The organism is Streptomyces sp. NPDC029466, from assembly GCF_055574515.1.
In genome coordinates, this window is sequence record NZ_JBVHZH010000005.1 from 106,173 (window position 1) to 119,080 (window position 12,908).

Consider the following 12,908-nt stretch of genomic DNA (forward strand, 5'->3'; position numbering starts at 1 on the left):
GCGAGGGGACGTGGACGGGAGCGGGTCAGCGGCCGTGATCGCGCAGTCGGCCGATGCGCTCGCGATCCCCGCGCAACTCGGCGCGGAGCAGCCGCGAGAGCGGCGCCACCAGCCGCCGGGCGAGGGCGTCGAGGGCGGCGGGGTCGGTGGGGGTGAGGGTGGTGGGAGTGGTGGGTTCGGTGGGGGGTGGGGTGGGCGTGGTGGAGGAGGTTGGGGTGCCTGGGGTGCTTTGGGTGGTCTTTGAGGCGGCTCCTGTGGGGGAGTTGGGGGTGTTGGGGGTGCGTTGGATGGGGCGGGAGGGTGCTGGCGGGGTGGGGCCGGGGCCGGGGGGTGTGGTTCGTGTGGCTGACTGGTGGCGCGTGGAGGGGGGCGGCGACGTGAGCGGCTGGGGGGCCGTGGTGGGGGTCGGTGCCGGGGCTCCGGGGGCGATGGCGGCGCGCTGCACTACGGGCATGCCGAGGGCGGCGGGTGCGGTGCGGACCGTGTGGGACGGGGTGAGTGCGGGGCTCGGGGACGGTGCGGGTGCCGGGGCGCCGGGAGCGGTGGGCGCGGGCTGCACCAGGGGCATGCCGGGGACGGGGGGCGCGGTGCGGACCGTGCGCGAGGGGCTCGGTGTCCGTGCGGGTGTCGGCGCGGATACCGGTTTCTGCAGGGCGACGGCCGGGACGGCTGCCGCTCGTCGGGACGCCGGTCCCGCTGCGGCAGCGGGGCTCTCCGGGCGCGCCGTGCTCGTCGCGGTGCGAAGGGGGATGGCGGGTGGTGCCTGCGCGCTTGAGCGCTGCACCGCTGCGGGTCCGGCGGCCTCCGCACCGTGGCCGGTGGGCCGTTGCCGTGCACCTGGGTCCAGCGCACGCGCGGACGCGAGGGGCGCGCGACGGGCGACGAGGGGGGCGACGGCGGGAGGGTGGGGCGTGCTGGTTGTCTGCGGTGGGCTGGTGAGCGTTTGGCTCGCCGTCGTTTGGCTCGTCGGCGCTTGGCTAGTAGGGGAGTCCTGTGCGGGAGCTTTCGGCGTGCGGGATTGCGGCGTGTGCGACTCCGGGGTGTGGATCTCTGGTGTACGGCTTTCCGGTGTGCTTGCGGTCGGCAACGGGCCTACGGGGGTGGGGCGTTCGAGGGACTTCGCGGAGCGCTGCAACGGGGCCAGGGCCGGTGCCGGGGTTGGGGACGTGGTCGGCCCCGAGGTGGGGAGCGGCGTTCGGAGCGAGGCCGGTGCCGGGGTCGGTGATTCGGCCGGCGTCGCTGTGGGGGCCGATGTCGGTGTCGGTGTCGGCGTAGCCCCAGGCGTCGGTGCAGCGCCCTCGCGACGGACCGGGGTGGACTCCGTAGGCGCGCCGATCAGCGGCTTTCGGGGGATCGCGGGGGGTGAGGGCTGTCCCCGGTCCGGCGTACGGCTTCCACCGGCCGGAGGCCGGGCCGGTCGTGCGTCGGCTGCCACGTCCTTGGCCGGAACGTTCTTGGCCGGTGTGTCGGTCTCCGCGGCCGGGAGCAGCGGAGCGCCAAGTCCGAGGCGCTGACGGCCAGTTACCGCAGGATTCCCCGCAGGCCGCTGGGCGGCTTGCGGCACGGCTCGCTGGACCGGCCGACGCGTTCGGTCGCCGTCGCCCACGGCCGGGCTCGGCGTCGCACTCGGCGTCGCCCTCGGCGCTGCGTGATCACTGGTGTCGGAGTCCGCGCGTGGGGGCGTGTTATCGGGCGAGGACGTACGCGAAACCGGTCGCGGGTTAGTGGCAGGGCCCGCGCTCGGTGCCGTGCCTGAGGCCGACGGGCTTGCGCTTGGTGCGGTGCCTGAGGCCGGCGGGCCTGCGCTCGGTGCGGTGCCTGGAGTCGGCGGGGTCGCGTCCTTACCCGGCGCCGGGCCGGCACCCGGTACGGCGTCCGTGGTCAGGGCGGTCTTCGGCGCGCTGCCCTGGTTCGGTCCGATCGGCTTGCGTGGGCCGGCCGCCCGCCGCTGGACGACCCGGTGGGGGGCGTCAGGCCGTACAGCGGCGGGGGCCGGTGCCGCACCCTCGCTCGCCGGTGCGGCGGCAGCGGTGCGGGGGGAGGGGGGAGAGACAGGGGGCGCCGCTTCCGGACGCGTGGTGGCCGGGGGCGCTGGCGCTTCGGTGCGCTGCAAGGGCGCGTGGGTGGCGGAGGGGGCGGTGTCGCTGCTCGACGGCTTCGACGCGGTGGCCGGCCGCAGGCGGCGCGGCGGCATCGCGACCTTGCCGGCCGAGGTGAGCGGGGACCGCGCGCCGACGGCCTTTCGTACGGGCCTGGCTACCGGCATGGCTGAGGGGAGGCCGGCCGACCTCGCCCCAGGCGATGCGGAGCGAGCGGCTCCACCTCCGTCACCGGGTGCAGCCTCGCCGCCGTGCTCAGCCTCACCACCAGGCGCGGCCGTGGCACCAGGCGCGACCGCCGCATGGGGCGCGACCGTGCCACCCCTACGCACCCCGCCCTCACCGCTGGATGACGGCTTGGCCGCCGACCTCCGTGCACTCCGCAGGCCGCCCGACGGCACGACAGCCGGCGTGATGGGCGGTGTGGTGGACGGGCGGACGGACGGCGCAACGGACGGTGTGGTGGACGAGGGGACGGACGGCGTGACGGACGGCCCGCCCGCCGAGGCGACCGGAGGCGGCGAGCCCGGCGCATTGGCCGACGCTGCGTTCGGCGAGTCGTTCCGCGAGGTGGTCGCGGACGCGCTCTCGCCCCCCGAAGCCGGTTGACGAGCAGCGCGAACGGCAGCCGTCGGGTTACCCGCAGCGCCCGGCGCCCCCGCCCGCTGCACGGCGGCCGCATCCCGGGTCTCCGCCGGCCCCGCATCCCGGATCACCGGACGTGCCGCAGCTCGCCCTTCAATGGGCACCGCCCCGCGAGTCTCCCCACGTGCCGCACCCGGCGTCTCCGCACCTGCCGCACCCTGGCTCTCCACGCGCGCCCCACCCCGAGTCCCGGTAGGTGCCGCACCCCGGCTCTCCGCACGTGCCGCCCCGCGGCTCTCCCCACGTGCGACACCCGGCTTCCCCGGACCACCGGCATCCCGCATCTCGGTACGCGACGCGCCCGGCGCCGCCGCCCGCTGCACGGCGGCGGCATCCCGCTGGCCGGTATGTGCCGCATCCCGCGTCTCGGTACGCGACGCGCCCGACGCCCCCGCCCGCTGCACGGCGGCCCCGCCCCGAGTCCCGGTACGTGCCGCAGCCCGGGCCTCCGCACGCGCGCCAGGCCCGCCCCGGGCCTCCGCACGCACCCCAGGCCCGCCCCGGACCTCGAAACGCCCCCCGACGCCCGGCCCCGCCCCCTCGCTCCCGTCCGGAGCCTCACCCTCCCGTCCCGCGACCGGAAGCCGCAGGACCGGGAGTGCGAGGTCGGCGGGGCGGCCGGTGACCGGCACCAGGGCGTCGCGCAGCACACCGGCGGGGGCCGTGGCGTGGACGTCATGCCCCAGTTCCCCTCCGAAGGAGGGGTTGCGGTGCGCGCTCAGGGACGCGGCGAAGCCGGGCTCCGCGACCGGGCGCGGCGTGCCCAGGACCCGCTGGATGGGGGGCACGGCGGACCAGCCGCCCGCGCCGCCACCGTCCGCGCTCCCGGCAGCGGCCTCCGCGGCCTCCGCGGCCTCCGCGGCCTCCGCGGCCTCCGCGGCCGCCCCGGCCTCAGGCCCTTGCGCAGGCTGCGAACCCTGGGCATCCCGCGACCTCCGCCGCCACCTGAACAACCCCATCCTCCGTCACTGCTTCCCTTCAGCCCGCTCCACCAGGGCGGCGATCTGTGACACGTACGCGCGCCGGTCGGCGTGTTCGAGGTCGAGGATGTCGTCGATGCCCCAGTGGAAGTGGTAGGCGAGATAGGCGACTTCCTCTTCGATACGCCCGGTCGCGTACGTCACGATTCCCCCAGGCGGCTCCCGGCCAGCTCCACTTCGAAGGACTCCTCGCAGTGCGGGCAGGACACCGCGGCGCGGGTATGCCCCTCCGCATTGATCTGCCGGTAGAAGTCCTGCAGAAAGGCCAGGTCGGAGGCGAACATGTTCTCCACCGTCCCGTCGTGCACGGAGGCGAGCGTCCCGAGCCGGGTGATGACCCGGCCCAGCAGCACGACCGACAGATATGCCGGATTCTCGCGCACCCGCACATCCCGCAGCGGGATCAGTTCGTCCCGTGCCGTCGCGAGCCGCATCGCACCGTTTCGGTGCACGGTCCCGGACTCGTCCACGAATCCGCGTGGCAACTCGAACTCGAATTCCGTACGCAACGGCTCGCGTTGCTGTTGCGCCCCCGCCGGGCCCTCGCGCCGCATTACTCGATGACCAGCTCTTCGAAGACGATGGTGACCTGCTCGGTCAGCGCGGCGGCGTCGCCCGCCTTGACCCCGCTGGTCTCGACCTTGCTGCACCAGGCGTTGCGCATGTTGTAACGCTTCACCGGGTTGTTCTGGTAGTCCATCATCATGATGGTGGCGTTCTTACGGGCCGAACCCATATCGCCCGCGATGGACTTGTTGATCCACTCGCTGAACGCGCTGCTCTGCGTCATACCGCGGGTCACCGTGCATTCGCCGGCCTTCTTCGTGCCGGGCATCTTCTTCACGACGGGCTTGCCGTCCGCCGAGACCTGCTGGTATTCGATGACGTCCTGCTCCATGGTCAGTCCGCTGACCTCCTGGAGGTATTCGACCATCACGCCGTCGATCTGAAGGCCGAAATTGTGTGAGGTGAGGGCATCACCGGGCTGAAGGGACAAGGTGGTTCACTCCTGTGGTGAGAAGAAAGAGCTGAAGGGGAGATGAGATGAGGAGGAAGGAAGGGCGCCGGGCCCGGATGCGGATGGTGCTTACTCCTCCAGCTCCCCGCCGCCGCCCGAGAACTGGGCCAGCCGGAATACCACGAATTCGGCGGGCTTGACCGGCGCGATGCCGATCTCGCACACGACCCGGCCCAGGTCGACGGACTCGGCGGGGTTGGTCTCCGCGTCACACTTCACATAGAAGGCGTCCTCGGGCCGCTGCCCGAACAGGGCGCCCGAGCGCCACTCATTCACCAGGAACGCCGAGATGTTGCGCCGGATACGGGCCCACAGCGCCGCGTCGTTCGGCTCGAAGACCACCCACTGGGTGCCGATGAGAATCGACTCCTCCAGGTAGTTGAAGTAGCGCCGCACGTTCAGGTAGCGCCAGGCCGGGTCGGAGGCCATGGTCCGCGCGCCCCACACCCTGATGCCGCGGCCGGGGAAGGCCCGGATGCAGTTCACGCCGACCGGGTTCAGCAGATCCTGCTCGCCGCGGGTGATCTGGAGCTCCAGGTCGACGGCCCCGCGGACGATTTCGTTGGCGGGGGCCTTGTGGACGCCGCGCTCGGAGTCGTTACGGGCCCACACACCGGCCATGTGCCCGGACGGCGGGATGGTACGGGTCTGGCCGGTGGCCGGGTCGAAGGCCTTGATCCACGGGTAGTAGAGCGCGGCGTAGCGGGAGTCGTACCCCGCGACCTCCTGGCGCCACTTACGGATGTCGCGGGCGTTGAGCGCCGGCGGCGGATCCAGGATCGCCATCCGGTCACCCATCAGCTCGCAGTGCGCGACCAGGCCGAGCTGGACGGCCTTGACCTGCTCCAGATCGATCAGGCCCTGCTGGTAGGCGGCCATCAGGTCGGGCACGGCCACCATGTTGACCTCGTCGAGCGCCTCCAGGCCGCCGAAGCCGGTGCGGTCGGCGGAGTCGCCGATGAACTGGCCGGAGGCGAGCCGCTCGACCGCGCCGTTCCCGGCCGGCGCCGCGGGCGCGGCGGTGGGCGGGGCCAGCGTGACCTGCTGCGCGTCCGGCTTCGTCAGCTGCGCCGCCGGGGCGGCCTCTTCGACGACGATCGTCTTGGAACGCTGCTTGACCTGCGTGACGACATAGTTCCGCGAGCTCTTCTTCGCGCTGACGTCGAAGCTCTCGACGACCTTGTCGCCGTCCTTGACGTTCAGCTTGAACCGGTCGGCGCCGCCCTCGCCCTCGACGTCCTGCACCTCGACGGTGAGCGCCCCGCCGTTGGCGGCGCCGGCCGCGATCGCCGAGACCTTGAAGGCCCCGAGCGCACTCGGCTCACCGGCGGTCAGCGCCCTGGGCGCCTCCGGGGCCGCGGCGGCCTGCTGCGCTCCGTCGTCGTCGGACCCGCCGACCCGTACGACATACGCCGCCGTGCCGCCGTTGTTGAAGAACCCGTAGACGGAGTGCGCGAGGTAGTACCCGTCCGTGAACTCCCCGAAGGCGGCCACGTACTGGGACCAGTTCGTCACCAGGGTCGGCTCATTGAGCGGACCGGTGGGAGCGAGACCTACGAAGGCCGCCACCGATGTCCCGACCCCTTCAATGGGCCGCGAACCGCTGGCGACTTCCTCGACATAGACGCCGGGGGACAGGTAGGTGGGCATGTTCTGTTACTCCCTGGATAGGCGAACCGGCCGGTTCGATTGCTGCTCGTGCGGTGTGCTGACGAGGAAAGGAATTGCGGGCGATGGGGGTCAGGGCATCGCGTATTCGAAGGTGGCGGTGAAGGAGGTCATCGAGGTGGCCGCGATCTTGTCGCACCCCTTGTAGAACTCTTCCGCATCGTTCGGGTCGAAGTCGTTGGCGGAGACCAGCTGAGCGAGTGCCTGGTATTCGTTGATCGCCCGCTTCTTGAAGTCCCCGTCCTCCTGGTCCACATCCCCATCACGGTGGAATTGCGAGTCCTTGGAGCCGCCGGTGGCGGAATTCCCCTTGGCCTTGGCGAAGATGGCGTACCGGTTGAGGGCCTCGTGCAGCGTGCCGGCCTCGCCGGTGACGACCTGGTTGAAGGCGGCGATCGCCACGGTCGGGTTGGCGGCGGCCCGGCGGAATTCGGCGCCCTGGATGATGGCGACCACCTTGGTGCAGTATTTGCGGCCGTCCTCGCTCATGCCATCGAAGTCATATCCCGGCTCGGTCAGGGCCCGGATGAAATGCTTGGCGAGTTCCTTGTCGGACAGGCCGCTGCTGTTCGCGGCGCGTTCGAAGAGCACGTCGTACTCGCCTTCCTGGGGGCCGCCCAGGACGAAGTTTCCGGTATGGCCGATGGAGTAGGCGTTTCCGGTCGGCTTGTGCTTGAACGGGTTCACCATCTTCTGGCGATTGCGGAAACCGTCGAGGTCCTGTTCCGTCCCGCGCAGCGACAGCCGCCGGCGGACCTCGGCGAGGCGGTGGATCTGCTCGGTCTCGGAGATCTTCGCTGCCGTGTGCTCCGGGTTCGACGCACCGGTCTTGATGGCGGTGGGGACCACCGGAGGGAGGTGGGCCGCCGCAGCCGCGCGGACCCGCTTCTCGGCGAAGTCCAGGAGATCCTCGTACGAGCCGTACCGCCCGAGGTCCTGCTCCTCGCCCGCCATCTTGACGAGTTCGTCGCGGACCTTGGTTTGGAAGTCCTTGTCCCAACGGGCATGGCGTGCCTTGCCCTTGGCGATCAGCGATTCGACGGGAAGGACATCGTCAGCGGTCTGGACGGTCTTGTTCGCGATTTTGAATGTCCGCTGCACGGGCTGATGCCCGCCCGTGGTGCCGTGGTCCGGGGCGGGCGCGGGGCCGTCCGTCCGCTGCACCTCTGCCGACAGCACCCGGCTCGCGTTGGCTTCCGCTTCCCTCTCGAACCGGTCGGACGGATCGCTCACCTTCGTCCCGTCGCCGCGGTCGGTGCCCGCGACCGGGCCGTTGCGCTGCTGGATGACGTGGGTCAGTTCGTGGGCGAGCATGTGGCGGCCGGACGCCGAGGACGTGTCGTAGCGGCCGCGCTGGAAGACGATGTGCGAACCGGAGGTGTACGCATGGGCCTGGACGGCCTCGGCCGATGCATGGGCGGAGGTGTCGGTGTGCACCCGCACGTCGGAGAAGTCCGCGCCCAGGCGCGTCTCCATGTCGGCGCGGACCGGCTCGTCGAGGGGGCGGCCGGGTGTGCGCAGGACATCGTGGACCGCCGAGCGCTGCACGGCGGGGGGTGCGCCGTGTCCGCAGCCGGGGCCGTGCCGGTGCTGCTCCTGGCCGGCCAGGGCGGCCGAGAACGCCGCGTTGCCCACGGCCCGTTGGAGGGCGGCGGCCGCCTCCGGGGTGAGCCGCTCCGCCTCGCCGGCCGCCGTCTGACGGGCCGCGTCGGAAGCCGGGGAGGGCGTCGTACGGGCGGGGTGCGCCGCCCCCGGGCGTGCGCTCCCCGGGCCCGGCTGCCGATCCTGTGCCCGCACGTCGTTCCTCCCCCATCACCTGCTGACCACTGCTGGCCGTCTCTGCGCCCTACGTTTTCAACCCTGGCGGACGGGCGGCCCCGGCTGTAGAGACGAACGGGCGTCGTCGGGGGCAGAGCGCACTGCCCGTTCGGTCACGTGGGCGGCGCCGTCCGTGCTGCGTAGGCCAGGTTCTGGGCCCGGATGACGGTGTCGAAGGACTGGTCGGTCCCTGCCCGCCCGTACAGCGCGAAGTAGCCGAGGGACTTGCCGTGCTGAAGGGCACTGGTGCGATCGGCGGCCGCCTCGTACGTCAGGCTGTCGGAGCCGTCGCGGAGGATGACGGCGGCGAAGTGGTTCGCCCAGCCGTCCGGGGCCGCTGCGGTCAGGTCGACGTAGTGGTTCTCGCCGACGGCGGGGGCGTCACGCCGCACGCTGAGCCCGCCGTCCGCCGGCCTGCCGATGAGTTGGGCGGCCGCTGCCTGACAGTCGTTCGGGAGCGTGATGAGCAGCTCGTGCACCTGGGCCTCCTGGTTCTCGACGGCGGGGAGGCCGGCGAGGAACTCGGAGGTCAGGCCCGGCATCAGGACGGCGAGGTCGGTCAGCCCCTCCCGGCCGGCGCGCTCCGGGTAGGGGAAATGGGCGGCGACCCAGCCGCCGCCCATCGTGGCCACCGCCAGCTTCATGGCCTCGGCCCGCAGGCCGTCGACGGTGGAGCTGCGCGGTTCGCCCCGCGCCTGGCGCGCTGCCACGATGCGCTGGGTGAGGGCGACCAGCTGCCGGACCTCCGGGGGGTCGGTCAGGGACCGCAGGTAGGCCGCACGCTTGTCGTCGCGCTGGGCGCCGGTGTCCCCGCGTACGGGCTCGTGACCGGCCCCCTCCGCATTCCGCCCGGCGGCCCGTACGGCGGCCTCCGCCCTGGCCGCGTCCTTGTACACGGGCAGCACCCGGTACAGGGTGCGCTCACCGACCTGCACCGCCGCCCCGCGCTCCAGGGTGATCGGCACCCGCTCCTGGGAGTCGAGGCTGTGCGCGGCGGCGGTGATCATGTCCGCGTCGGCGTAGGCCTCCTGCCGGCCCCGGAGGGCGATACCGCCCTGCGTGGAGACCTTGTCGAAGCCGTGCGCGGCCTCGCCCTCCGCGTACCGCTGCACCTGCTGTGGCTCTTTTGTCCGCTCCGGCGCCAGCGCGCGGGCGACCGCCGCATTGCCCGCGGTCCGTTGGAGGGTGCGCAGCGCATCCGGCCCATGGGTGGACAGGGCCGGTGCGGGGGTGCGGGGGCGCTCGGGTCCGCGGGTCGCGGTGCGTGGCGCCGATTCCCCTCCCGTGGCCCGCCGTTCGTGTGCGTGCACGAGGGCTCCGTTCTGGCGGCCGGTGATTCGTTGGTCCGGGGTCCGTCCTGAAGGGCCCCGTGGCCCGGCCCAGGTGGCCCCACGCCGATTTTCGGCCGCAGCGCTGATCGACTCCAGAGGCGGAAGGGGAGCCGAACGGGCAGTGCGATTGCCCTGCCGGACATCGATGGGCACTGGAAACGCTGGTGAGCGTCGGCGGGAAGCCCCGGCGGCCGGAGAAAGACGGGGGAATGGGCGTTGGGTCAATATCAGACGTTTTCCTGGAATCGGTGTCCGCATGCTGGGCTACGTTTGGTACGGCCGGCACATCAGCGCTGGTCCAAAGGGGTGGCGTGGCAGGTCGACAGGGGCAGGGGAGCGAGCTGGCGGTGCACAGCGACGCGAACGAGCCGTCGGGCGCGGAGCGGGCGGGCAGCCCGGACCGGGCCGGCCGGCTGCGGTTTCAGGTGCTCGGCCCGGTGCGGGCCTGGCGCGGAGGCCGTCCGCTGCCGCTCGGCCCGCCGCAACAGCGCGCCGTACTGGCGATGCTGCTCCTGCACGCCGGCCGGCCGGTCCCCGTACCACAGCTGGTGGACGCGCTGTGGGACGAGCGGCCGCCGCCGCGGGCGGTGGGCACCGTACGGACGTATATCTCCCGGCTGCGCGGCCTGTTGGAGCCGGAGCGGGCGCCCCGGCAGCACGGACAGCTGCTGGTGTCGTCGGGCGGCGGCTACGCGCTACGGGTCCCCGGCGAGGCACTGGACGCGGCCGGCTTCGAGCGGCGGCTGGTCACGGCGCGCCGGTTGCGGGGTGCGGGCGACACCGCGGGCGCGTACGAGCAGCTGCGGGGTGCGCTGGCCCTTCCGGAGGGTATGGCGCTGGCCGGACTGCCCGGACCGTACGCACAGCGGCAGCGCGACCGGCTCACCGAACTGTGCGTCACCGCGCAGGAGGAACTCTTCGACTGCGCACTGGAGTTGGGCGGGCGGGCCGGTCCGGGGGGCGACTCGATCGCCGGACTGCGGGCCTTCGCCGCCGAGCATCCGCTGCGCGAACACACCCAGGCCCTGCTGATGCTGACCCTGCACCGCGCGGGCCGCCGGGCGGAGGCCCTCGCGGTCTACGCGGCCACCCGCCGCACCCTCGACGCCGAACTCGGCACCGGTCCGGGGACGGAACTCCGGTCGCTGCACGAGGAGTTGTGCGCGCGGCCGGGGGGCTACGGGCGTGGGCCCGGGGCTGGGAACGAGCCCGGTACCGGCCCCGGGGCCCGGCGTGTTTCCGGCCCCGCCGACGGGCGTGCCCGTCCCGACGGCGCCCGTCCTGACCGCGCCGGGCCTGTCCGCCCCCGTCCCGACGGTGCCCGCCCTGACCGCCCCGGCCTTGACGACAGCCGCGCCCGCCTGCCCCGCCCCGCCCCGAACGCCCCGTGTATCGCCCCGCCGTCGCCCGTACCGGCTCAGCTCCCGCCCGACATCGCCGATTTCACCGGGCGTACGGAGGCCGTCGCCCACCTGGCCTCGGCGCTGCGCGGGGCGGCTGGTGGGCGGGCGCCGGTGGTGGCCACGCTCAGTGGGCTCGGCGGGGTCGGTAAGACCGCGCTGGCGTTGCATGTGGCGCATTCCGTACGGGCCTGCTTCCCCGACGGGCAGCTGTATGTGGATCTGCAGGGCACCGGCCGGGCCCCGGCCGACAGCGGCGCCGTGCTGACGCACTTCCTGCGCGCGCTCGGCGTCGCGGAGAGCGCCGTACCGGACGGGCTGGAGCAGAAGTCCGCCCTGTACCGCTCGCTGATCGCCGACCGCAGGGTCCTCGTACTCCTCGACAACGCCCGCGACAGCGCACAGGTGCGGCCGCTGCTGCCCGGGGCGCCGGGGAGCGCGGTGCTGGTCACCGGCCGTGCGCGGACGCTCGCGCTGCCCGGGGCGGGCCGGGTCGACGTGGAGGTGATGGCCGAAGCGGAGGCGCTGGGGCTGCTCGGCGCGATCGTGGGGGCGGAGCGGGCGGCCGCCGAGCCGGAAGCAGCTCGCGAACTGGTCGCCGTCTGCGGCGGGTTGCCGCTCGCGGTACGCATCGCCGCCGCCCGGCTGGCGTCCCGGCCGGGCTGGGCCGTGGCCGACCTCGTGGCCCGGCTGAGCGAGCAGCGGCGGCTCGACGAGCTGCGCGTGGGCGACCTGGGAGTGGAAGCGACCTTCCGGCTCGGCTACGAGGCGCTCGGGCTCGGTCTCAGCCACGCCTTCCGGGCCCTCGCCCTGGGCAGCATGCCGACTTTCTGCCGGGCCGCCGCGGCCGCGCTGCTGGACACCACGGACGACGCGGCGGAGGCGGCGGTCGAGGCGCTGGTCGATGCCGGGCTCATAGAGGTGCACGGCGATGACCGCTACCGCTATCACGATCTGGTCGGGCTCTTCGCCCGGCGGCTCGGCGAACGCCAGGACAGCCCTGCCGAGCGGACGGCGGCACAGCACCGCTTCTTCGACCACGTGCGGGACACCGTCCTGACCGCGTCGCGGCTGATCGCGCCGCACGGCGGCCCGCCGGATCCGCCGCACCGCCCGGCTCGCCCGGACCGCTCGGGCGGTGCGTTCGCCGATGCCGACGCCGCGCGCGAGTGGCTGCACACCGCGCACCCGCGGCTGTACGCGGCCGTGGAGTGGGCCCTGGGCGCGTCCCCCGAACTGCTGGGGTCCGCCGTGGACCTCCTCACCGCGTGGTCGTATGCGCTCCGGAGCACCGCGCGCCACCGCGAGCTCGAACCGCTGATCCGCCGCGCCGTGGACAGCGCCCGGCGGCACGGCGACGACAGGGCCGCGGCACGTGCCCAACGTCTGCTCCGGGCCCCGCGGTCCGGCACCGGGACGTACGGACCGGCGGTGCGCGCACTCCCCGAGAGCCCGCGGCCGGTCCCTGACCTCCTGCTCAGCGCCCAGGACGCCCACGAACTGACCCTCGTGCTCGCGGTGGGGGACCGGAAGCGCGCCCGATCTCCGCGGCAGCCGGCGGCCCTCCGTCGGCAGGCGCGGCGGCGATGCCGTCGCGCTCGACACCCGTGCCGGGAGACGCTGACCTGGGCCCGGATCACTTGCGGCACATCGTTCGGGACCGGCCGGGCCCGGGCGGCTCCGGAGTGTGCGGCGCAGGCCCTCGCCCTCGAACGGGGGCTGGGCGACCCCTTCTCCCGGGGACGGTCGTGGTCCGCCCGCGACCGCACGGTGCCCGGCCCCGGCGAGTCCGACCGGGGCCCGCCCCGCCCTGCTCTCGGCGCGGGCGGTGCCGGCATGCCGCAGCGCGCCCGAGGTGATGTACGGCCTCCGGCTACCGGCCCTCCCAGGGGTGGCCCGCGGGGCGGCTTGCGGTGCAAGGAGCCGTAAGGACATCCGACTCTGCCCCC

The 12,908-nt window shown here is 73.6% G+C and carries 9 protein-coding genes; 2 read left to right on the forward strand and 7 right to left on the reverse strand.

All coding sequences use genetic code 11. From position 1 onward, the window contains the following. Nucleotides 1-25: 25 nt before the first annotated feature. A complete protein-coding gene (locus ACZ4XD_RS07045) occupies nt 26-568 on the reverse strand; it encodes a hypothetical protein (RefSeq protein ID WP_468038960.1) in 543 nt (180 codons plus the stop codon). A 1,888-nt stretch (nt 569-2,456) separates the two neighbouring features. Between ACZ4XD_RS07045 and ACZ4XD_RS07050 the strand changes: the two genes are divergently transcribed. Then, nucleotides 2,457-2,708 (forward strand): hypothetical protein, encoded by a 252-nt coding sequence (locus ACZ4XD_RS07050; protein WP_468038962.1) that lies wholly within the window; start codon nt 2,457-2,459, stop codon nt 2,706-2,708. Between the two features lie 1,001 nt (nt 2,709-3,709). On the opposite strand, the gene ACZ4XD_RS07055 is transcribed toward ACZ4XD_RS07050, so the two are convergent. The 6 genes from ACZ4XD_RS07055 to ACZ4XD_RS07080 form a co-directional block, all read right to left on the reverse strand. Beyond that, entirely contained in the window at nt 3,710-3,868 is a 159-nt protein-coding gene (locus ACZ4XD_RS07055) for a DUF6760 family protein (RefSeq protein WP_085927347.1), read from the reverse strand. Beyond that, nucleotides 3,865-4,278 (reverse strand): hypothetical protein, encoded by a 414-nt coding sequence (locus ACZ4XD_RS07060; RefSeq protein WP_085927346.1) that lies wholly within the window; start codon nt 4,276-4,278, stop codon nt 3,865-3,867. Before ACZ4XD_RS07060 ends, ACZ4XD_RS07055 begins: the two co-directional genes overlap by 4 nt. Continuing rightward, on the reverse strand, nt 4,278-4,721 hold the full coding sequence (locus ACZ4XD_RS07065) for a phage tail protein (protein WP_042160544.1): 444 nt from the start codon (nt 4,719-4,721) through the stop codon (nt 4,278-4,280). Before ACZ4XD_RS07065 ends, ACZ4XD_RS07060 begins: the two co-directional genes overlap by 1 nt. A 90-nt stretch (nt 4,722-4,811) precedes the next feature. Next, the gene (locus tag ACZ4XD_RS07070; RefSeq protein ID WP_468038965.1) at nt 4,812-6,392 is read right to left on the reverse strand and encodes a phage tail sheath family protein; all 1,581 of its coding nucleotides are present in this window, start codon (nt 6,390-6,392) and stop codon (nt 4,812-4,814) included. 90 nt (nt 6,393-6,482) lie between these two features. After that, nucleotides 6,483-8,207, reverse strand: coding sequence for an eCIS core domain-containing protein (locus tag ACZ4XD_RS07075; protein ID WP_468038967.1), 1,725 nt, complete (start codon nt 8,205-8,207; stop codon nt 6,483-6,485). A gap of 134 nt (nt 8,208-8,341) precedes the next feature. Then, the gene (locus tag ACZ4XD_RS07080; protein ID WP_468038969.1) at nt 8,342-9,538 is read right to left on the reverse strand and encodes a hypothetical protein; all 1,197 of its coding nucleotides are present in this window, start codon (nt 9,536-9,538) and stop codon (nt 8,342-8,344) included. Between the two features lie 332 nt (nt 9,539-9,870). On the opposite strand from ACZ4XD_RS07080, the gene ACZ4XD_RS07085 reads away from it, so the two are divergent. Then, entirely contained in the window at nt 9,871-12,888 is a 3,018-nt protein-coding gene (locus tag ACZ4XD_RS07085; RefSeq protein WP_468038971.1) for an AfsR/SARP family transcriptional regulator, read from the forward strand. Nucleotides 12,889-12,908: the final 20 nt, after the last annotated feature.